Annotated in this window: 16 protein-coding genes and 1 pseudogene; 11 read left to right on the top strand and 6 right to left on the bottom strand. The window is 60.3% G+C overall.

Going from position 1 to position 21,364, the window contains the following annotated elements; translation table 11 throughout:
* Positions 1-48: 48 nt before the first annotated feature.
* The 11 genes and pseudogenes from CR492_RS16235 (at position 49) to CR492_RS16180 (ending at position 16,160) form a co-directional block, all read left to right on the top strand.
* Positions 49-1,344, top strand: a complete 1,296-nt coding sequence (locus CR492_RS16235; protein ID WP_102844781.1) for an ABC transporter substrate-binding protein — start codon at positions 49-51, stop codon at positions 1,342-1,344.
* A 2-nt stretch (positions 1,345-1,346) separates the two neighbouring features.
* Entirely contained in the window at positions 1,347-2,108 is a 762-nt protein-coding gene (locus tag CR492_RS16230) for an ABC transporter ATP-binding protein (RefSeq protein ID WP_102844780.1), read from the top strand.
* Positions 2,109-2,124: 16 nt separating this feature from the next.
* Positions 2,125-2,850: an ABC transporter ATP-binding protein gene (locus CR492_RS16225; RefSeq protein WP_102844779.1), complete on the top strand. Its 726-nt coding sequence runs from the start codon at positions 2,125-2,127 to the stop codon at positions 2,848-2,850.
* Positions 2,851-2,857: 7 nt separating this feature from the next.
* Positions 2,858-3,739: a branched-chain amino acid ABC transporter permease gene (locus CR492_RS16220; protein WP_102844778.1), complete on the top strand. Its 882-nt coding sequence runs from the start codon at positions 2,858-2,860 to the stop codon at positions 3,737-3,739.
* A gap of 4 nt (positions 3,740-3,743) precedes the next feature.
* Positions 3,744-5,381, top strand: coding sequence for a branched-chain amino acid ABC transporter permease (locus CR492_RS16215; RefSeq protein ID WP_102844777.1), 1,638 nt, complete (start codon positions 3,744-3,746; stop codon positions 5,379-5,381).
* 96 nt (positions 5,382-5,477) lie between these two features.
* A complete protein-coding gene (locus CR492_RS16210) occupies positions 5,478-7,799 on the top strand; it encodes a N,N-dimethylformamidase beta subunit family domain-containing protein (RefSeq protein ID WP_102844776.1) in 2,322 nt (773 codons plus the stop codon).
* Between the two features lie 662 nt (positions 7,800-8,461).
* Positions 8,462-9,763, top strand: a pseudogene (locus CR492_RS16200) (Zn-dependent hydrolase).
* 887 nt (positions 9,764-10,650) lie between these two features.
* Positions 10,651-12,261, top strand: coding sequence for a carbohydrate porin (locus tag CR492_RS16195; RefSeq protein WP_245412127.1), 1,611 nt, complete (start codon positions 10,651-10,653; stop codon positions 12,259-12,261).
* A 286-nt stretch (positions 12,262-12,547) separates the two neighbouring features.
* A complete protein-coding gene (locus CR492_RS16190) occupies positions 12,548-13,513 on the top strand; it encodes a phosphotransferase family protein (protein ID WP_102844774.1) in 966 nt (321 codons plus the stop codon).
* Between the two features lie 34 nt (positions 13,514-13,547).
* The gene (locus tag CR492_RS16185) at positions 13,548-14,432 is read left to right on the top strand and encodes a phosphotransferase (RefSeq protein WP_102844773.1); all 885 of its coding nucleotides are present in this window, start codon (positions 13,548-13,550) and stop codon (positions 14,430-14,432) included.
* Between the two features lie 219 nt (positions 14,433-14,651).
* Positions 14,652-16,160, top strand: a complete 1,509-nt coding sequence (locus CR492_RS16180; RefSeq protein ID WP_245412133.1) for an amidase — start codon at positions 14,652-14,654, stop codon at positions 16,158-16,160.
* Positions 16,161-16,222: 62 nt separating this feature from the next.
* On the opposite strand, the gene CR492_RS16175 is transcribed toward CR492_RS16180, so the two are convergent.
* Genes CR492_RS16175 through ureE form a run of 6 tightly spaced genes read right to left on the bottom strand, consistent with a single transcriptional unit; the run spans position 16,223 to position 21,358 of the window.
* Positions 16,223-17,071: an urease accessory protein UreD gene (locus tag CR492_RS16175; RefSeq protein WP_102844771.1), complete on the bottom strand. Its 849-nt coding sequence runs from the start codon at positions 17,069-17,071 to the stop codon at positions 16,223-16,225.
* Between the two features lie 3 nt (positions 17,072-17,074).
* Positions 17,075-17,692 carry an urease accessory protein UreG gene (gene ureG, locus CR492_RS16170; RefSeq protein WP_245412126.1) on the bottom strand — a complete coding sequence of 206 codons (618 nt, stop codon included), beginning with the start codon at positions 17,690-17,692 and terminating at the stop codon, positions 17,075-17,077.
* 37 nt (positions 17,693-17,729) lie between these two features.
* Positions 17,730-19,442, bottom strand: a complete 1,713-nt coding sequence (ureC, locus tag CR492_RS16165; RefSeq protein ID WP_102844770.1) for an urease subunit alpha — start codon at positions 19,440-19,442, stop codon at positions 17,730-17,732.
* Positions 19,443-19,454: 12 nt separating this feature from the next.
* Positions 19,455-20,150, bottom strand: a complete 696-nt coding sequence (locus tag CR492_RS16160; protein WP_102844769.1) for an urease subunit gamma — start codon at positions 20,148-20,150, stop codon at positions 19,455-19,457.
* A gap of 9 nt (positions 20,151-20,159) precedes the next feature.
* Positions 20,160-20,897 carry an urease accessory protein UreF gene (locus CR492_RS16155; RefSeq protein WP_102844768.1) on the bottom strand — a complete coding sequence of 246 codons (738 nt, stop codon included), beginning with the start codon at positions 20,895-20,897 and terminating at the stop codon, positions 20,160-20,162.
* Positions 20,891-21,358, bottom strand: coding sequence for an urease accessory protein UreE (ureE, locus tag CR492_RS16150; protein ID WP_102844767.1), 468 nt, complete (start codon positions 21,356-21,358; stop codon positions 20,891-20,893). The genes CR492_RS16155 and ureE overlap by 7 nt, the downstream gene beginning before the upstream one ends.
* Positions 21,359-21,364: the final 6 nt, after the last annotated feature.

Below are 21,364 nucleotides of genomic sequence, written 5' to 3'. Positions count from 1 at the left end.
CCAGACCGACGACCCTGCCCTGGCGCCAACTTCCAGAAAGGCAAGGATATGGTTCGCAAGATCAATCGCCGAGAACTCGTCCAGGGCGCTGCGGCGGGCGCAGTCGCGGCGGGCGTGCCAGCTCCCTATATTTCCAGAGCCTTTGCGCTCGACAAAAAGCCAATTCTCCTTGGCGTACCTACGTCGCAAACGGCGGCAGCGGGCGTCGCCGACGATCTTGACCACCTGAATGGCACAACGCTTGCGATGGAGGAGATAAACTCCGCCGGAGGCATTCTGGGCCGCCAGCTGAAACTGTTCGTCACGGATGTCGACAAGCTTTCACCGGAAAGCTGCCAACAGGCCATCGCAGCCTGCGTCGACGCCAAAGTGGACGCGATTTCCAACGCCTTTCTCTTTGTTCCGATTCCGGCGATGGACGCCTCCGCCAAATACAAATGCCCCTATTTGCAGGGCAACACGCAACGCGCCGCAACGAGTGCTTTCAAGGCTAATCCCGAAAAATACAGCCATGTCTTCCAGACCGATCCGTCGGAAGTGCATTACGGATATACCTATCCTATCTGGCTCAAGGCCATGGAGGAGTCCGGCGCCTGGAAGCCAAAAAATCGCAAGGTGCATATTGTTCAGGAGCAGGTCGCCTATTGTCAGACAATTTCCAAAGCGGCGCAGGAAGCGCTGAAAAAAAGCAACTTTGAAGTCGCCGCGGTTACCGACATCCAGTTTCCGGTGCAGGACTGGGGTCCGGTCATTGAAAAGCTGAAGCAGACCGACGCCGGCGCGATCATGATCGACCATTGGGTTGCAGCCGAATATGCGGCGTTCTGCAAGCAGTTTGTCAGCGATCCTGTGAAGGACTCGCTCGTCTATCTGCAATATGGACCATCGCAGCCCGAATTCCTCACGCTTGCGGGCGAGGCGGCCAACGGATTCTGCTGGAGCACCGTCCTTGGCGTCTACGCCGACGAGAAAGGCAACGCTTTCCGCGCCAGATACAAGAAGCGTTTTCCCGGAATAATGGGCCTCGTCTACACTGGAAACGGCTATGACATCGCCTACTATCTGAAGGCGGCGTGGCAAGCGACGGGCGACCCATCCAATTTCAAGGCCGTATGCGACTGGGTGCGCGCCAATCCCTACCGCGGCGTCTGCGGTCATATGGACATGCGCAATGAATATCAGGAAGCCGCGCATTTTCCCGACAATGGCTATGCCGTTTCAGCGTCCGAACTCGAAAAGGGCATGAGCCAGCTCTATGTCCAGGTTCAAAACAACGAGCACAAAATCATTTATCCCTACCAGATCAAGGAATCCGCGCTGCAGCCAGCGCCCTGGTGGGGTTAGCCATGACGCCCGCCCCCGAAATACGTGAAAGCGACGCCGCGTTCTTTGCGTGCGAGGATATTCATCTCAATCTCGGCGGGCGAACGATTCTGAGCGGGGTCAGCTTGAATGTCCGCCGTGGTGAAGTGCTCGGCGTCATCGGGCCGAATGGGGCCGGCAAGACCAGTCTTTTCGAGGTGTTGTCGGGCCGCATCCAGCCGAAAAGCGGGAAGGTCCTGCTCAAGGGCGAAAACATCACGCGGCTTCCGCTCTACGCCCGCGCGCGGCTCGGCGTCGGGCGAACCTATCAGACGCCGGTGGTCCCCGATGAACTTACCGTCGGAGAGACTTTCAAGGCGGCGCGCCAGGCCTACAAGCCCTATTTGACCAGATTTGACGCAGAATATGGCGCCGAACTGGTCGGGCTACGCGTCCGCGCCGACGAACCCACAGCACAGCTCGAAACGTTCAATCGGCGTAAGCTGCTGCTCGCCTGCCTGTTGATGCGCCGGCCCGCGCTGATCCTGATGGACGAACCGGCGGCCGGGCTGATCAATTCGGAGGTCGATGAGATCGATCACCTAATCCGCCTCCTTTCCAAGGAGATGCAAATTTCGATCATCATCGTCGAACATCGCATGGAGCTTCTGGAGACGATTGCCGACCGCGTGATGGTCATGGACGTGGGAGAAGTGATTTCGGAAGGATCCATGGCCGATGTGCTGAATGATCCGCGCGTTCGCGCGGCCTATTTCGAAAACGTCGTCGAGGGAGCGCTCGAATGATGCAGCAGGCGGCGCGATGACCGGCAAACGCGAAATCTTGAACGTCAAGGGCCTGTCTGCGGGCTACGGTCCGATGCGGGTGATCCATGATCTTGACTTCATAGTCTATTCCGGCGAGCGCGTCGGTCTTGTCGGCTTGAACGGGCACGGCAAATCAACGCTCTTCTACGCGATCGCCGGGCTGACCGGCTGGCAGCGCGGATCGGTCTGTCTCAACGGCGTTGAGGTGGGGCGCACACGAAGTCAGGGGCCCGGCCGCTACACCCATCTCATCGTGCGCCAGGGCCTCGCCCTGATTCCCCAGGGGGACGAGATTTTTCATGGATTGTCTGTCGAAGATCATCTTGATTCGGGCGCCTTCACACCGCGCGCCTGGCGGGAGAGAGCTGAACGAAAGAAGCGCATCCTTGAAATCTTCCCGCCTCTCGTCAAGCTCATGCATGTTGCTGTCGGCCGCCTGTCCGGCGGCGAACGGCGCATGGTGTCGATCGGCCGCGGACTGATGGCCGAAGCCTCGCTTTTTCTGGTCGACGAGCCCTCGCTCGGCCTCGCCCCGAAAATCGGCAAAGGCGTCATGGACGCGCTGATGAGCGTCGATCTCGGCGGCTCCGCCATGGTGATCGCGGAACAGAATGTTGCCCTCCTCGAAGGCCGCGTCCACCGGATCATCAGCATGCATGTTGGAAAATTGAAGGGCGAAGCTTCCGCTAAATTCGGCTTCGAAACCACGCGGGAGCTTTGATCGGCAGATGGATTTCGGCTTCATTCTTATCAACGCCCTCGTGCTGGCGTGCATCTATGGCACCTTGGCTATCGGCATCTCCATTACATGGTCGAGCGTCGGGCTCATCAACCTCTCCTATGGCTTCATCTTCGCCGCCTCCGGCTATGGCGCGTGGCTTTGCGCCCAATATATCTCCACCTTTGGCGCTGTTGTGCTGATGGCTGGAATCCTCACAGGCGCTCTCATGGGATTGCTCGTCTGCGCGCTCGCCTTCATCCCCATTCACGACAAACCAAGCTTTACTGTGCGCGGCATGATCGCCACGCTCGCCATCAATCTGATCGGCACGCAGACGCTGATGTGGTATTTTGGTCCGCGCGCAAAGAGTCTGCCGGAAATCTTCGGATCCTGGAAAATCCACCTCGGCCATATCGTTTTGACGGCCGACAAGATCGGCAACATCGTCGCATCGATCGTCGTCGTTACGCTGGTGTTGCAATGGATGCGATCGAGCCGGCGCGGCCTCGAGATCAGGGCCATGATGATGAACCCCCACGCCGCCGCAATTGTCGGAATTGGCGTTCGCAGCACTGGCTTTTATGTCATGGCGATCACCGGCGGCCTCGCCGGCCTCGCCGCCGTGCTGCTGTCCCAGACATATTACATCTCCCCTTTCGGTGGACTGACCCCGATGATCAAGGGCGTCAGCATCGCGCTCTGCGGCGGTCTCGGTAGCGTGCGAGGCGCCGCAATCGCCGCCGTTCTTCTCGGTCTCAATGAAGCAATAACGAGCGTCGCGCTGGGCGGCCAATATGTCCTGATAACGCAATTCGCCTTTATTATCCTGATCCTGCTGGTGCGGCCGCGCGGAATCGCGGGCATCCTCGATAAAGCGCGGGAAGCGTGAACAAATGACCAATTCCTGGCGCAATCCGCTTTACCTCTGGGATGTGAAGGACGCAGTCGAGGAGCTTCCAACAATCGATTACGTCAGCCCACAGGAGGTTTGGGACAGGACCCGCAGCTCGGATGCTGTAATGCTGCCTGTGGGACGGCTCAGATACTACTACAAATGGTCTGGCCACGGGGCGGCATTGTGGAACAGGCTACGCTATTGGCCGACGCGGCGCCGCGTCCTGAATATTCGTGGCGAATATAATCCAAAGACCCTCCGCAGCGAGAAAACCATTGTCGATAAGCGCCCGATCTGGTGGCTGCTCGGCCTGCTGGCTCTGGCGCTCGCTCCCCTTTTCGTGCCGGCTGACCTGCAAAACACATTGCTCACGGCCGGAGCAACATTCGGTATCTATGCTGCGATCAATCTATGCTGGATGCTAATTATCGGGACTGCCGGGATCTATTCGCTGGCGACCTATGCGGTGGTCGGAGTTTCTGCGTTCGGTACAGCCTATCTGTCGATTCAATATGGCATACCCTGGTATGGGCTGCCTTTCATCGGTGCGATGATCGGGCTCCTTTCTGGCCTGATCATCGCCATTCCTGCGACGCGCCTGGATGGCTTCTATTACGCGCTGCTGACTCTGGGCCTCAATGAACTTTGCCGCGTCTATGCGCAGCAATCGAGATTGTTCGGATCCTCAACCGGCGGACTTTACGGCGCGGACAGCTACATCCCCCAAAGCTGGGACCAGCATAGCCAGTCTTTGCTCGCCTATTATGCCTGCTTCGTCCTGATGATCATGGCGCTCTGTCTGTACCGTCTCATCAACGGCCGGAGAATTGGACGGATCTTGCGGATGGCGCCGGAGAAACGCGAGGCCTTCGCCGAGGCGACAGGCGTCGATTATCGACGAGCGCGCATTTTTGTCTTCGTCATATCATCCATCGGCCTGGGCTTCATTGGCGGCTTCTACACAGCCCATTTCCGTGGCGTCGCATTTTCGATTTTTAGCTTCGATACCGTTCTGCTTGGACTAGCGATGCTCGTGATCGGCGGCCTCGGCCGCGCGGAAGGCGCGGTCGTCGGCACGGCGATCGTCATCCTGCTCGACAAGATCCTGATCTCTATGGGCCCGGTCCGGCTGCTTTTGATTGGCGTGATCATGCTAGGCGTCGTGCTCTTCCTGCGCGAAGGCCTTTTTGGCGTCAAGGCACAGTTTCGCGCCTGGCGCGACAAGAAAAAAAGCGAACGACGTTCGACGCGCGCCGTGAAAGGAGGCGAAATGCTCCCCGAAGAAGTCACCGAGACAAAGAATAAAGATCTAAGCTACTGGCGCCGCTACGACAAGATGCAGCGCGACTATTTGCGAACGCTGATTTCGTCCGAGTTGATAGAGGAGCATCAACGAAGCCCACTCGGACAGCACAGCGAGCCGCTCGAACGTCTGCTGCTCTATTTCCGGCGCGCGCCTATGGCCGATAAATACGCCATCGCCGTCGTCGAGCCGTTCAAGGCCTATCGCATCGTCGCTCTGTCCGGACATCGCGGAGTCGCGCCGCGCGTCGTGGAAGACAGGATCTACGGGTCGCAGAATGAAGCCTATCATGGCGTGTTTTTGCGCCGCGTGCAGGATCTGCTCGAATCCTGATTTTGACGCTGCTTATCGCGCCTGCCTTCAAAGAGTGACACTCATCATTCAAGGAAGTCGGGCGAACCCACCCATGCCAAGATTCTGGATTGCTAAATGGCTCATGTCAAGATTTTCGGATATGCGAACAGGATCAGCGTCAAGCCCGGCGACACAATCAACTTTCACGTAAACGCCGACGGAGCCGCTAACGCCAACGCGCAGCTTGTTCGCCTGATCCATGGCGACCAACATCCCGACGGACCGGGATTCGTCGAGGAGGAGATCGCCTGCGAGGCCAATGGCGATTGGGCCGTCAAGAAACAATATACGCAGATCGGATCGTTCCTCGAGGCGGTTGATCCCGAGGGCCGCCTTGCCATTGAGGGGAGCCTCACGCTTTACGCCTTTATTTTCCCCAGCCTGCCCGACGCCGGCCTGCGCCAATGCCTGCTCGGGCGCTGGAACAATATCAAAAATGTCGGATATTGCCTCGGGATCAATCCGAAGGGCCATCTGGAGTTCTGGGTCGGACGGGGCGACGAAGTCGACTATGTCGAAACAGAGATTCCTCTGATACCCAAGATGTGGTATTTTGTCGCCGCGACGCTAGATCGCGCAATCGGCCGCGCCACGATCCATCAAGAAAGCGTCGCCAATCGCTATAACGGCCTGCTCGGCAAAGTGTGTCCGATCGACTACAGGTCGCATGTCAGCGAGCCGTTCCGCTTCCGCCAGACGCATCTGGCCGAGACGCCGTTTCTGATTGCCGGCTCGCGCGACTGGCACGAAGCCCGTGGCCCTTTCGTGTCGCAAACCTACTGCGGCAAGATCGACCGGCCGGGCGTCTACAATCGCGTCCTGAACTGGGCAGAGCTGGCGACCATCATGGGCGGCGCCCTACCGGCGCCCGAGGCCATGATCGCCTATTGGGATACAACGCTCGGCTATACCGACAAGGGGATCGGCGATCTCGTTGAGGACGCTGGTCCCTATCATCTGCATGCCTGGGGTTACAATCGCCCGGTGCGCGGACAGACCGGCTGGAACTGGAACGGCCGCAACGACTGCTTTCGGCTCGCGCCGCAGGAATATGGCGGAGTCGAGTTTCATTACGACGCCATGATCGACGCCAATTGGGAAGTCACGCGAAGCGTCGCATTGCCGGCCGCGCTGAAAAGCGGCGCCTATGCCATGCGGCTTCGGGCCGGCCCGGGCCGGGGCCTTGGCGAAGAATATGTCGTGTTCTTCGTGCGCCCTTCGATCCAGAAGGCGCGTCTGGCGTTTCTATTTCCGACGGCGAGTTATCTCGCCTACGCCAATGAACATTTGAGCTTCGACGCGCAGATTATCCAGCCGATGACTGGACAGCCGCCGATCCTTTCCGAAATCGACATAGAGATGCACAAGAACTGGGAGTTCGGCCTTTCAACCTATGACTGCTGGGCGGATGGAAACGGCGTCTGCTTTTCATCCTACCATCGTCCGCTCGTCAACATGCGGCCGAAACATCGGATATCGAGCATGGGCGTAACCTGGCAGTTTCCTGCCGATCTTTCCGTTATAGCGTGGCTGGAGCACAAGGGCTACGATTATGAGGTGCTGACCGACGAAGACCTGCATCGGGAGGGCCTCGACGCCATCAGATACTACAGCTGCGTCATGAGCGGCACACATCCTGAATATTACTCAGAAAAAATGCTCGATGCGACTGAGGACTTCATCGCCGGCGGCGGCCGCTACATCTACATGGGCGGCAATGGCTATTACTGGAATGTCGCCTTCGGCGAGGACGATCTGTCAACCATGGAGGTACGCAAACTCGATTCCGGCATGCGCGCCTGGAGCGCGCGCCCTGGCGAGCATTATCTTGTCACCACCGGCCAGAAGAGCGGCCTGTGGAAAAATCTCGGCCGGGCGCCGCAGAAATTGTTGGGCGTCGGCTTCATCGGTGAGGGATTCGAGACGAGCAGGCCCTATCGACGGATGCCGGACAGTTATCACCGCACCGTGTCATGGATGATGAAGGGCATTGAGGGAGAAATGCTCGGCGAGTCCGGCCTCGCTTACGGCGGCGCGGCGGGGCTGGAGCTCGATCGCTATGATCTCCAATATGGAACGCCGCCGCATGCGAAAATCATCGCATCTTCCGGCGGCCACAGCGACAATTACATGCTCTCGATCGAGGAAATTCTCTATCCCTATCCGGGCCTTGCCGGATCGCAGGATTATCGTATCCGAGCCGACATGGTCTATTTCACAGCGCCAAACAATGGCGCTGTGTTTTCGAGCGGATCGATCGCCTTTGGGCAGGCCCTTCCAACCGAAAACTTCAAGAATAATATATCGATCCTGCTGGGCAATATTGTCGACGCCTTTATCGCGCCCGGAATGCTTCCCGGCGCGCTATGGGTCAATGAAGAGAAGCAATGGAAATAACCGTCGACCCGAGCTGACATTCTCCAAAGCTCCCCGCATACATCATCCAATCCGGGAGGAATGGATCCGGGAGGAATGGATCCGGGGGCAAGCAGAATGCGGCTCGCAAGCTCGAATGTTGAACGCGATCCGCGAGATGCCGAAAGCTCGATGGGGGTTCGACGCAACCCCGAGCGGTAGCTTGCAGACCAGTCGTCGTGGCGTGATTCGTCAGCGGTGCGCCGGTTCGTGGGCGCCGACAGCGAAAATGCGCGGCGAGCGCCGCGGAAGTAAGCCCTGGTCTGCATTTTCTGCGCGATGAGCGAGGTGGATCGATGACGCGCTTCGGTCGATCAATGCATTTCCCGCGCGCTCAATTCACGCCACGTTTAAGCGCCGAGATAATAGGCAATAATGCAAAAACAACAGATACGACAAATGTGAAATCTGGGCAAGGTCTGGAATTCTCGTATAAATTCAGCTTTATATGGCGTTCTTCTAAGTTGATTATGACTGTTTTCCTCCGTTTCGTGATAGTGCATTGAGAGGATTCAATGTCACATCAAACGTCGCCGACAGCTCGAAGTTTGGCCGGCTCGGATCCATACACATCCTTCGCCTCGACGCCGTCATCACCGGCAGCGCGCTGGCCAGTGAGTTTTGCGATCAATTCGCTCAGTCAAATGTGGAAGTCATCCCTGCCTGATAAGCTCTCTCCGTCTAGCCACGCCCCCATCAATCCGGCTCGCCTGCAGGCGATGATGGACGTCATATATACTTCTGGAGGTGGCGAAGACGGTTCGATGAACCGTCTGACGCTGTCGCGCCAGGACGGCCTCGCGCGCGACTGGCTGGCAGACTGGTTCACTAAAAATGGCTTCGTCCAGCAGGTCGACGCCATCGGCAACCGATTTGGCGCCTGTCGCTCGTCGGCGACAACGCCCCTGTGGTGATGGTTGGCTCGCATCTCGACAGCCCGCCGAATGGCGGGCGCTTCGACGGCGCCCTCGGGGTGATCTCCGCCTGCAAGGCGGTGCTTGCGGTCCGCGAACGGCTGATCGCCGAAAACCGCCTTTCGGCCTGCAATTTCACGGTCGTCAACTGGACCAATGAGGAGGGCGCACGTTTCCAGCCGAGCCCCCTTGGCAGCAGCGTCTTTGCCGGCGCGGCGGAACTCGACTGGGCGCTGCAACGCCGCGACGGCGACGGCGTCACTGGCGCGCAGTCGCTCGACGCCATCGGCTATGCCGGCGCAGACATTGTGGCGCGTCCCGATGCATTGATCGAATTGCATATAGAGGGCGCGCCCTTTCTGGATCAGGCCGGGGAGCAGTTCGGCTGCATTCACCCGGTTCTGGGGCGCCGTCAAATATCGTCTCGCGTTCCTCGGCCGCCAGGCCCACACCGGCCCGACGCCGATGGCCCAGCGCAAGGATGCGCTGCTCGCCGCCGCCTATGTGATTGCCGACGTCAGGGACATCGCCGGCCGGCATGGCCTCGATCTTCATAGTTCTGTCGGCCGTCTCGAAGTGTTTCCCAATTCCCCCAACACTGTGCCCGGCGAAGCCGTGCTCTTCATCGAGCTGAGATCGGCTTCGGCGGCGATCCTCGCGGCAGCCGAGGAAGAAATGAAGCAGAAGTTCGAGGCGGCGGCGGAGAGGGCCGGCGTCGTCCATGAGGTGCGCGCGATCGACCGCCGCGAGCCCGGCAGCTTCGCGCCGGGGCTCGTCTCGCTGGCGCAGCGCATCGCCGCACCGCATGGCGAGACGGCGCGCCCCCTGGAGACGATCGGGGGTCAAGATGCAGTTGCGCTCTCGGCGTTCTGTCCGGCGATTGTGCTGGCGGTCAGAAGCCGCGGCGGCGTCATCCGTCATCCAACCGAATACACCGCGCCCGAGGATCAGCAGATCGGCACGCAAATTCTTGCCGACATGCTTTATTGCCTCGCCATCGAAGGGCCGCCTCGGCGCGGACGTGAAGATTGATCGGATCTTCTCCGCATCCATGCAGACTGGCGGGCGGCGACGCCTTAGCCCGACTATGTGCGCGATCCGTGGCTGGGGCTGCCTCACCTTCTTATCAAGCGCAGGACTGAACTAAGGACGATTTGTCGCTCATCGCGCCCGAGCCTTCCAATACTCGTCGCTTCGTGGCTCATCCCTGAATGCTGACCAATCCCTGACTCCGCGCCGATCATATGATGAAACGAATGCACGGAGATCAGTTGAATCGCTTGCCGAAAGTAGGCAATTGCAAAAACTCTGGGCAGGCCTTGCAAGCTGAGACTACATAGCTTCGGCTTGGGCGTGAAAGGCGGCGCCGCTGTCTTGATGGCCGTGGTCGGCGGACGTGATCCCTCGGTGTTTCCGTAAATATAGAATGGCCGCGGAAGCAGCACAGGAGCAACCAGCTTTATCCAGTCCCGGCGCTCTCCAGCCTGACCGCTCCTACGCCACAAAATGATGAAGCAAGGGATGCGCGCGCCTGGGTGACATCCATCCCCCTCCAGCGCCAGGACCGGCAAGTCTGCACGCGGAAGTAAGCGGGCTTCACTCTTTTTGGAAACGCGAATCAACGGCACGGTTTCTGCCTTGATTCAGATCAACAGGATGATGCCAAAATATCACTGACAGGAAACTTTCTTTATCAGTGGATTGACATTCTGATCTCGCCGCCTCTAGTCTTAGCTGTATCGATTAGCTGATCGGACTAAATAGCTAGATTTTCCGGTGATTGGTCTGACTGAGCATGGCTTTGCGAGCCTCAGCTGGGCTGTCCACCGGATTTACGGGAAATAAGCATTGATGGTTCCGGCGCCTCTCAATGAAGACGCGCAGGAACGTCTGGCGAAGCCTCCCGGCCTCAAAAGCGTATGAACGGGCGCGCTGGTGCGCGTCGTCTGAAGGAATTTCCCAGTGATGGGAATGCGAAGGTTTGGTTCAGGCCGGATTCTGGCTGGTTAGGGAATCCCCCGAGACTTCACCGGCCCTGCTTATTTTGGGAGTTCAGAATGTCGAATACAACTGCTTCTGGCGGATCGTCTCCGTTTGCCTCGCCGCATGTGCGCGTCTGTTTAACGCGCACGGGCGCTGCCCTGACTCTTGGCGCTCTTCTGAGTATGGCTTCCGCCGCCTTCGCCCAGGAGGGAGTTGGCCAAGCCGCGCCGGGCGCCTCGCCTGAAGACGTCAATCCGAACCTTGTGGTCGGTCTTGAAAAGCCGGTAGCAAAGCCAGGCTTCAATGGCCCGCTGGCTTCGATCTTCGTGCCATTGGCCGCGCAAGGCTACACCTTCCATGCTCTTGCCATCGACTTCGTCCAAGGCAACCCGAGCGCTGGCCTTGTGACGGGCCGCTACTCCAATTCCGCCTATTTCATCGTTGGAGGCGATGCTGATTTGGGCAAGATCGCCGGCTGGCAAGGCGCCTCGCTGCACTATGAGAACACCTTCTTCGGCATCGTCGAGAATCTCAGCATTGCGCCTCAAATCGGCGATAGCACGGTGGGCTATCAGCCTCCGTTCACGCCGCCCACGGCCTGGCTATCCATCATGACTTTCGAGCAAAAGCTCTTCGACGACCATCTCGACTTCGAAATCGGCAAATCCCATCCAGACCGCTACTACGCCTTGCCGAATTGCAATTCCATCAACAGTTGTTTTCAAGACATCCTGTATGAAAACGCCGGCTGGACGTCGCCGCAGCGCGGCGTGTGGGGAGCCAATCTCAGCTACAAGTTTGACGTGCCCGTCTACGCGGAGGCTGGTGTCTTTTCTGGCAGCCCGGGAGCGAACTCACAGACCGGCTACAGGTGGTTCAACCAGGAAGACCCACAAGGCGTGATCGCCATGGGTGAGATTGGTTGGAAGACCACTTTCGCGACCAATCCTTATCCTGGCGCCTATTCCTTCACGGGCTTCTATAATTCCCAGAGCCACGTCGACAACAATGTCGCGACGGCCTTCGGCGGCGTGGCGAAAACCAGAAATGGAACTTCCGGCGTCGTTCTTCAGGGCGATCAGGTGGTCTGGCGCGCCGATGGCGGAACAGAGAAAAATCCCACTCCGACCGCCATTTCGCTCTACGGCAGCGCCGGCTTCGCGTTAGATTCGACGGTGCCGATCTCCACCAGCGTTTATGGGGGCGCAAAGCTCATGTCGCCCTTCGCGGGCCGGCCGGCGGACAATTTCGGCGTCAAATTCAACTGGTCGCAACTCAACCCGAACTACAACCAGTTCCTGGCGGCGTCCAATTTCGTCGCAGGCGGCTCCGGAGCGCCGTTCAACCGCAACAAATATATCATAGAGGCGAATGCTCACATTGCGTTGCCCGCCGGCATGGCTTTCGAGCCGGTGTTCCAATATGTGATCAATCCGAACAGCTTCTTCAATCCGTCGACCGCCACCCGTCCCAAGGACGGCATCTACGTTGGGGGGACCTTTATCGTGCCGCTCGGCCTTATGCTCGGCATCGCCGCTCCGACCTGATGTTGATTTCGCTTCGAACTGACCCAGGATTTTTATCGAGAATTTTCCTGGGCGGTTGATGCCTCCCGCGGTGCGGGCGGTGGGTCAAGCGGCGGATTTTTCCGTGCGTGTTTTGGGAGCTGCGGCGCTTGCCTTGAACGGTTCGTCCTCAATCTTTGTTGCGGCCTTGAATCAGGGAGTCAAGCCATAACTTGACATTGTGAAAGGATGCCGAGACGGGCCTTTGGGGCGCTTGTGCGAGGATGGCGATGTCCTCGCTTCATAGCTGGTTTGCCGGAGTTTCAGGATGAGAAAGCCCGGAGAGGCCCTGACCGACGAAGAGAGGCTCGTCGAAGCATTGATCGCGGCGACGCCCGAATGGCGCGGCCTCAGCGTCCGCTACGAAGCGGGCGCTACGCCCGTCATGTCGCCCTTGCACCGGGCTGTAGATAGCGTCTGCTTCGCAATCGACGTCGGCGCCGCGCCGGAGCGGTTCTTCCTGAAAATCCTGCATCCAGATCTCTGGCCGAGCGTCGATGTCGGCGCAGCATTCGAGGCCGCCCGCATCGCCGCGCAGCTTGGGACGACGCCAAAGCCCCTGCGCCTTTTTGCGGCCGAGCGCGCCACTCTCTTCGACCGACTGGACGAGATGTGGCGGACCGCGACCGTCGACGATTTCGCCGACGCGACCATCCTTTTTAACGTCGTCTCGGCGAAAAAGGCGATCCACGCCGGCCCGCCCTTCGGGCGCAAATGGACGGTTTTCAACGGCATTCGTCAGCTCGAGGCGGATCTCGCCGCGGGCGGGATCGAAGCGCCTGCCGGCGTTGGGCGGCTGCGCGCCGCCGCAGGCAATATCGAGCAAGCGTTCATCTTGGCGGGATGGGACGCAAAGCCCTGCCACGGCGACGGCCTCGCCTCGAATGTCATGGTCGGGCCGGGCAAGGCGATCCAGCTCGTCGACTTCGATAACGCCTGTGACGCCGATCCCTATTTCGACCTCGGGATCTTGCTCAACGAGGCCCTCGCCTTTGATACCGACATGCGCGGCGCGCTTGAGGAATTCGATGGATGCTTTCGGCCGCAATCACTGAATCGCTGCCGGCTCTATGGCGTCGCCGACGATCTCTACTGGGGCCTTTGGGCGCGGCTCATGCACGCCATCTCCCCGCGCAAGAATCTCGAATTCCTGAAATATTCGCAATGGCGGCTGCTTCGCTGCCAGATCGCGGCAGGCGATCCGCGCTTTGAGGCCATGCTGCAGCTACTTTGAACCTTCAGCGAGTTACGTCATGTTGGACACTACAATGGGCAAGGCGCCTAGCGAGGCATCGACCGACGCCGAGCGAGAGCTCGAGGCGGCGCTCTGTCAGGTCGTTGCCTGGGGCGGCCTGACGCTCAGCTACGTCCCGGTTCACGGCGGCATCAGCAACGTCAACTGGCGTGTAAACGTCGACGGCAAAAGCTACTTCGTCAAAATCCCCGGACGCGGCACCGAGATGTTCATTGACCGGGCCGTGGCCCTGGCCGCGGCCCAGAGCGCCGAGAGGCTCGGGATCGTGCCGCGAAACTATGATTATCTCGCCGCCCAGGGGATCGAAATCGATGATTTCCTCGAAGGCAGGCGGGCCTCCACCAATGCCGATTTTCTTGATCAAACGATCCGGGCCAATGCCATCGGCGTCTATCGCGCCTTCAATAATTCCGGCCTCCTGCCGCTGACCAAAACGATTTTCGACATGATCGACGAGCATTTCGATCAGGTCAGATCGCTCGGCGGACGGACGCCGGCAGATTTCCCATGGTTCACTGAACAATATCATCTGGCGCGCGCAGCCCTTGAAGCATCGGGCATTGACCTCGTGTCCTGCTTCAACGATCCCATGCCCGGAAACTTCATGCTGGACGCAGACAAGTCAGTCATGCTGATCGATTACGAATACGCCTCCAACAACGACCGCTGCTACGATCTTGGGGTTTGGTGCGGCGAGATGTTTTTCGACGACGCGGTTGAGAACGAAATTATCGAGGCGTATTCCGGGCGCTACGACTTTGCGATGAAGGCCCGCCTTGTCATCCACAAGGCCCTCGCCGACCTCAAATGGGCGACCTGGGCGATGGTCCAGAACAGGGTTTCGACCCTCAGCTTCGATTTCTACAAATATGGCGTATGGAAACATATGCGGGCGTGATCGGTGATGCGTGACACGCGCTGGACCTCTTATCTCGCCGCTGTCTGACGCGGACCGCAACTCCTTGGCTCAAAGCGCAGAGCGTCATCGCGCAATAGTCACGCAGCTTCCCCACGCTTGACAATGATCAATATCATTCAAAAACGAATCAACCGATTGGAGCTTCACTTGACAGATCGCCTCACCGCCACTGAACTCGCTCCAGCCGACCCCAACGAGATGACGGTCGCGGACGCGCAATCGGCCTTTGCAAGTGGAATGCTTACGTCGGAAGCTTTGACGCAGGCCTATCTTGATCGGATCGCGCTCTATAATCCACGTTATGTCGCCCTCATCACGATGAACCCTGACGCCCTGAAAGACGCCCGGGAGATCGACCGGCGTCGCGCGGCGGGCGAGGCGCTCGGCCCGCTTGCCGGGATCCCTGTCGTTGTGAAAGACACGATGGATATGGCGGGGCTGCCGAGCACCGGCGGCTGGCGCCTGCTCAGCGCCCGGGCCGGCGGCGTCGACCTCATTCCTGCAACCGACTCGCCAGTGGTGGCGCGGATGCGGGCCGCTGGCGCCATTATTCTCGGCAAGACCAATGTGCCGGTGCTGAGCGCGACGGGAAGCCACGCCAGCGACAGCTGGGCGGGCGTCACCCTCAATGTGGTCGTCCCGGACCGGCTGCCCGGCGGCAGCAGCGCCGGCACGGCGGCGGCCGTCGCCGGAAGTCTCGCAGTATTGGGCCTTGCCGAGGAGACCGGCGGCTCAATCGAGAATCCGGCCTCCGCGCAGGATCTCGTTGCGATCAAGCCAACCTTCGCGCTGGTTCCGAACGCCGGCGTGATGCCGCTCGCCGGGATGACGCGCGATGTGGTCGGGCCGATTGCGCGTTGCGTGCGCGACGCGGCGCTGGCGCTTGACGCGCTCGCGGGATTCAGTTCGGAAGATCCAAAGACCGTCGCCGGCATCGGGCGCAGGCCCATAGGCGGCTATGCCGCGGGCCTCGACGCCACATCGCTTCAGGGCAAACGCCTCGGGCTCTATGGGCCGGGCTGGCGTAATCGTCCCCTCTCCGCGGAGGCGAGCGCCCTCTATAGGCGCGCCATCGGCGAACTGGAGGCGCGCGGCGCGAGCCTGGTCGAAGATCCGTTCAAGGGCTCGGGATTTGCGGACCTCGGGCGCCCCGCCAAGGGAACGGACCATTTCGACGCGCATGGGATGGAATCGCTCCCCTATGACCTCGATTGCTACCTCAAAAGGATGGGGCCTGATGTGGCGATTCCCTCTTTTGAGGTTTTCGCCAAGGCGGTTGCGAGCGAGGATCCCTTCGCGCCGACAGGCGTGTTGTTTTACATGGAGGGACTTCCACAACTCGCCGCCGGCCGCGCCAACCCGCTGATGCCGCCAGATCTCTCGGATTTTCTGGCGACGCGCGAATCCTATCTCGCAATCTTCGAGGAGGTCACGGCGCGCGAGAGGCTTGACGGCCTCGTCTTCCCGCAGATGCGCGACGAGCTGCCGCCTCTGGTCGGCAAAGAGACGCTGCATGAGACGGCGGTGTGCGAAATCAATATTGCGGGCCTGCCGGGCGTTGTCGTCCCGGCCGGCTATTACGCCTCTGGCGCACCCTTTTGCCTCATCTTCATCGGGCCAATGTGGAGCGAGGCGAAACTCCTGTCCTTCGCCTTCGACTATGAAAGCGCCACGAAACATCGCAAAGCCCCCACCCTCACGGCATGAAGATGGATGTGAACAGGTGCGGGCGCTTCTGCGCCGGAATCGCGCGGCTCGCCCGGGAAATGCTATTTGCGACGTCTGGCCGGCGCTACGCCGGTCAGAGACCTGAAGGCAAGGTTGAATCCTGCCTGCAGCCCCATGCGCATTCTGCCGCCATCCGGCGCCAGAACGCGGACGCCCAGCCCGATCGCGCCGGGAAGACGGCTGACGCCGGCAAGACACTCTTCATCATCGAAAACGCGCTGAACGACGCAAGGGTCAGGCGCGCTGTCAGCCGGCCCGAGAATGATCATGGACGCATAGGCGCGATAAGGTCCAAGCGGCGAGGCCCTTGAAAACGCCTCCAATCCGGTGATGACGCTGCGCTCCGCCACGACGACGCCGCCCTTTTCATCGCGGATGCTCAGCGAAAGCTCAAGGCGACTGAACGCACGCCCGTTGCCAGCCGGATCATGACAGGCAAATCCCTCGGCGACGATCGCGCGCGAAGTCGCCCCAAGAACAATATTCAGCGAACTCGCCAGTTCGGCGTTTGGAAACAGAATGAAAGGGTCGGGCGTCACGGCGCAAAAGGCTTCATGTCCTACAGCGACGCATGTCTCCTGGCGCGCCGGCGACATCCCCGTATCATGCACGACAGTCGCCGATTGGGTTGTCACATGAGCCCGCGCGCCCGGCCTTGCTTCGATAAGCAGTCGCAGATGATCCCCCCGGTAGAGGCCGCCCGATGCCGATTGGAGATAGAGCGTGGCAAGATCCGGACAGTCCGCATCGAGCCAGAATGGCCGCGTGATGTGGCACGGATAGGGAACGCGCTGCCGCTGTAAAAAGGTGCGGCCGCCGCCGACTGCAAAAACAAGGCTTGCCTCAGATCGACGTCCTGCTGCTTCCTCGGCTGATCCTGTGGCGGACATGCTCTACAGCTTGAACAACACGGCGGCGGCGATGGCGTCAGCTACTGCTTCGACGCCCTCCGCGCTTCGGGCGTTTGTCGTCAGCACAGGCTTTGCGTCGCGCAGCGCATGGGCCTCAGACAGCATTGCATCGAGATCGACGCCGACATAGGGCGCGAGATCGATCTTGTTCACCACCAAGAGATCACAGCGCAACACGCCCGGACCGCGCTTGCGGGGAATGTCGCCGCCCCCCGCCACATCAATGACGAAAATCCACCAGTCGACGAGATCCAGCGAAAAGGTCGAGGCGAGATTGTCGCCGCCCGATTCGAAGATCATGAGGTCGAGGCCGGGAAGGCGCGCTTCGAGCTCGTCGCCGGCGACGATATTCAGCGTCGGATCCTCCCGGATGACGGTATGCGGACAGGCGCCCGCCTCGACGGCAGAGACGCGCGCGGGATCGATCAGGCCGGAGCGGCGCAGGCGTTCAGCGTCTTCCCTTGTGACGAGATCATTGGTGACAATGGCGAGATCAATGCCGCGGGCCACAAGAATTGGGATCAACGCCTCGATCAGCGCGGTCTTGCCCGAGCCGACGGGGCCGCCGATCCCGATGCGCGCCGCCGATGCCGCTTTCAAGGCGCTTCCCTCACGCGGTTCATTGATCGTCACCCGCTCACCTCAGCATGTAGAGCTGCGCCAGCGGCAATATGCGGGCTGGAGCGCAGGTCGCGATTTCGCCATCGACAAACACGTCGAAGGTTTGCGGATCGACGCGGATGTTGGGACAGGCGTCGTTCCACAGCATATCCGCCTTGGACAATTTGCGCGTTCCGCTCGCCGGCAGCAGCGCCTTACGCAGGCCAAGTTCGCCGGAAAGATCACGCGCGATCGCCAGCGGATGCACGAAACAGGCGGACAGCGCCTGTTTGGCAAGGCCAAATGCGCCCCATTGCGGGCGCATCATCATTGGCTCACACGTCATCAGCGAGGCGGCCGAATCGCCCATCGCGCCCCAGGCGATGAAACCGCCCTTGATCACCAGTTCCGGTTTTATGCCGAAGAACGCCGGGCGCCAGATGACGATATCCGCCATCTTGCCGTCTTCCAGCGAGCCTATGTGCTCGGCGATGCCGAAGGTCCGCGCGGCGTTGATCGTGTATTTAGCGATATAGCGCAAGATCCGAGCGTTGTCGCCAAAGCCCGCTCTCTCTTCCGGCAACAGGCCGCGCTGATCCTTCATCTTGGAGGCGAGCTGCCAGGTCCGGCAGATCACTTCATGAATGCGGCCCATGCCCTGACTGTCCGAGCCAAGCATCGAAATCGCGCCAATATCATGCAGGACATCCTCGGCGGCGATGGTTTGCGCGCGGATGCGGCTTTCCGCGAAAGCGACATCCTCCGGAATCGCCGGGTTGAGATGGTGGCATACCATGGTCATGTCGAGATGTTCGTCGAAGGTGTTGACGGTATAGGGATTGGTCGGGTTGGTCGAGGACGGCAGGCAATTCGGCAGCCCCGCGACGCGGATGATGTCTGGCGCATGGCCGCCGCCGGCGCCTTCCGTGTGATACATATGGATCGTGCGGCCGCCGATTGCGCGCAGCGTATCCTCGACGAAGCCGGATTCATTCAGCGTGTCGGTATGCAGCTGCACCTGAAAATCGTGATCCTCGGCGACGCCAAGGCAGGCGTCGATGGTCGCCGGCATGGCGCCCCAGTCCTCGTGAATTTTGAGGCCGAGAACGCCGGTCTCGATCTGCTCGACCATAGGCGCGGGCCTGTGTGAATTGCCGCGACCGAGAAAGCCGAAATTGATCGGCCATTGCTCGGCCGCCTGCAACATCTTGCCGGTGTTGAACGGGCCGCCTGAATCGATGCCTACCGTAATTGGCCCGAGCGAGCCGCCGATCATCGTCGTTATGCCGGAAGCGATGGCATGGTCGCAAAGAGCCGCGGAATCGAAATGCACATGCACGTCGATCGCGCCTGCCGTCGCGATCAGCCCTTCGCAATCACGGACCGTGGTGCCGGCGCCGACGATGAGGCGTGGATCGACGCCATCCATGATGGCTGGATTGCCCGCCTTGCCCACGCCAACGATGCGGCCGCCTCTTATGCCAAGATCGCCCTTGACGATTCCGAGTACAGGATCGATCACCAGCACATTGCAAAGCAGAAAATCGAGAGCGCCGTCTGCGTTGGTTAGTCCTGCGGCGAGGCCCATGCCGTCGCGCAGCGTCTTGCCGCCGCCATGCAGGCATTCATCGCCATAGACGGCATAGTCCCTCTCGACGACGGCGGTCAGCGAAGTGTCGGCGAGCCGGATGCTGTCGCCAACGGTCGGCCCATACATGGCTACATAATCGGCGCGAGGAATGATCGCCATGCGCGTTCTCCTTTAGGCGCCCTTGAATCCATTGGCGGCGGCGCGGGCGAGCGCCGCCGCAACCGCGTCCTCGCTGTCATCCATTCCCAGCATCAGATTATTGAAGCCGCTGAGCATCCTCGTGCCGCCGAAAGCCACGAGCCCCACCGTTCTGCGTTGGCCAGGCTCGAAACGCACGGCCGTTCCGGCCGGTATGTCGAGACGCATGCCGATCGCCGCCTTCCGGTCGAAATCCAGCGCGCGATTGACCTCGAAGAAATGATAGTGCGAGCCAATCTGAACGGGCCGATCCCCCGTATTGACGACATCGAGGACCGTCAGGCTCCGGCCCGCGGATAATTCGATTTCGCCTTCTGCAGCGGTGATCAGCCCAGGTTCGAAATCCTCAAGGTCCGATCCCTCCCTCGGGCGGATCGGGTTGTGGACGGTGACAAGCTTTGTCCCATCGGGAAAAAGGCCCTCCACCTGCAGGACGGACGTCATTGCGGCGACCCCCGGCATGACATCCTCCGTTGTCAACAGCGTGGAGCCATAGCCGATGAGATCGGCGACGCTGCGTCCTTCCCGCGCCCCTTCCAGAATTTCATCTGTTATGAACGCCACCGCCTCGGGGTAATTCAGCTTCAGACCCTTTGCACGTCGTTTGCGCGCAAGCTCGGCGGCCGTGAAAATCGTCAGCCGTTCCATTTCGGTTGGGGTCAACAGCAATTTTGGGCCTCAATTGGCAAAGAGACGCAGATCGGCGCCAGCGAGTCGCATCGCGGCGATCTCGATGAATGGCGTAAAATTCGTGAGAATGACAGGGCTCGGGCTTTGCCGCGGCACAACGCCGGTACAGCCTTCGTTCTTTGAAGAGCCGGGCGTCACGCCTTGCTCCATCGGCTGACGGACGATGTCTGCGATGACTTCAAGTGCCGCCGAAAGGCTGCGCTGCGCATCGATGGCGCCGATATGCCCGAGACGAATCGCGGCGGTCGCCATGCTTGCCGCCGCCTGATAGGCGGAAATCAGGACGGCCTCCGCCTCGCCAAGACCGAGGCCACACCACAGCGCGCCTTGAATGACGGGCAGATGACCGAGCAGACGCCCATCAGACAGCGCCTTGTGCAAGGCCGCGGCGCCGGGCGATTCGAGCCTCGTATGAGTTACAAGGAGAGCGCGTCCGTTTCGCTTCGAGCCCACACGCATGGGTTCGGCGAGCGTCGCCGCCTCAACGGCGGCGTCGATCCGGCTGAGCGCCCCATGGTCGTCGCTGGCGCGAAAGGCGCCGATCAGCGCGACGCGATCAGCGCCCGCCCAGCGATGGCGTAGCGACGCGGTCAAGGCATCGGTCAGATCAGGCCCCGTCAAAGGCCGGCGCAGCGCCCCCAGACCTTCAACGCCATTGGAAAAGGCGAAACCGCCACTGGGAAACGCGGCGTCGGCATTCTGCATCATCAGCAATTGCATCAGCATGACGTCACTTCAGGCGCCTTCACGGAGGATTGGACCCGCCCGGATGCGACGAGGCCAGCAAGGCGCACGAGGTAATCCTCGATCGGCGCTTCAAGCGCGACAAGAAGCGCGTCGCCCTCGAACTGAACGCGCCAATGCAGGTTTCCCGCGTGATAGCCAAGCTCAACCGCGCTTGCCTTGTCCTGCGGAACAAGACGGAGCCAGCGCTGTTCGGCGACGCGCACGATCAGCGCGTAGTCGCGCTCGAGCGCAAGCACCGCGCCGTCGAAAAGCGGCTGCTCACGCGGCAGAGCCAGGGCGATTTCTTCGCCTTTGCCGGTTGTCGCCCGCAATCGCCGTCGTCCGAGATCGGCGCTTTGAAGCGTGAAGAAATCGACGCCGTCGTGGTGCTCGAGATGATGCAGCCGCACCGCCAGCGCCTCATCGAGGCGGCTTCCGAGAATTCGATCGATCACCCGCATTGTCTT

It is taken from the genome of Methylocella silvestris, from assembly GCF_002891535.1.
Classification (GTDB): Bacteria; Pseudomonadota; Alphaproteobacteria; order Rhizobiales; family Beijerinckiaceae; genus Methylocapsa; species Methylocapsa silvestris_A.
Note: the sequence above shows the minus strand (reverse complement) of the source record. Positions and strands in the feature narration are given on the sequence as shown.

Coding starts and splice junctions, on each gene's coding strand:
- CR492_RS16235 (WP_102844781.1), top strand. CDS start 49: ATGGTTCGCAAGATCAATCGCCGAGAACTCGTCCAGGGCGCTGCGGCG.
- CR492_RS16230 (WP_102844780.1), top strand. CDS start 1,347: ATGACGCCCGCCCCCGAAATACGTGAAAGCGACGCCGCGTTCTTTGCG.
- CR492_RS16225 (WP_102844779.1), top strand. CDS start 2,125: ATGACCGGCAAACGCGAAATCTTGAACGTCAAGGGCCTGTCTGCGGGC.
- CR492_RS16220 (WP_102844778.1), top strand. CDS start 2,858: ATGGATTTCGGCTTCATTCTTATCAACGCCCTCGTGCTGGCGTGCATC.
- CR492_RS16215 (WP_102844777.1), top strand. CDS start 3,744: ATGACCAATTCCTGGCGCAATCCGCTTTACCTCTGGGATGTGAAGGAC.
- CR492_RS16210 (WP_102844776.1), top strand. CDS start 5,478: ATGGCTCATGTCAAGATTTTCGGATATGCGAACAGGATCAGCGTCAAG.
- CR492_RS16195 (WP_245412127.1), top strand. CDS start 10,651: ATGAACGGGCGCGCTGGTGCGCGTCGTCTGAAGGAATTTCCCAGTGAT.
- CR492_RS16190 (WP_102844774.1), top strand. CDS start 12,548: ATGAGAAAGCCCGGAGAGGCCCTGACCGACGAAGAGAGGCTCGTCGAA.
- CR492_RS16185 (WP_102844773.1), top strand. CDS start 13,548: ATGGGCAAGGCGCCTAGCGAGGCATCGACCGACGCCGAGCGAGAGCTC.
- CR492_RS16180 (WP_245412133.1), top strand. CDS start 14,652: ATGACGGTCGCGGACGCGCAATCGGCCTTTGCAAGTGGAATGCTTACG.
- CR492_RS16175 (WP_102844771.1), bottom strand. CDS start 17,071: ATGTCCGCCACAGGATCAGCCGAGGAAGCAGCAGGACGTCGATCTGAG.
- ureC (WP_102844770.1), bottom strand. CDS start 19,442: ATGGCGATCATTCCTCGCGCCGATTATGTAGCCATGTATGGGCCGACC.
- CR492_RS16155 (WP_102844768.1), bottom strand. CDS start 20,897: ATGCTGATGCAATTGCTGATGATGCAGAATGCCGACGCCGCGTTTCCC.
- ureE (WP_102844767.1), bottom strand. CDS start 21,358: ATGCGGGTGATCGATCGAATTCTCGGAAGCCGCCTCGATGAGGCGCTG.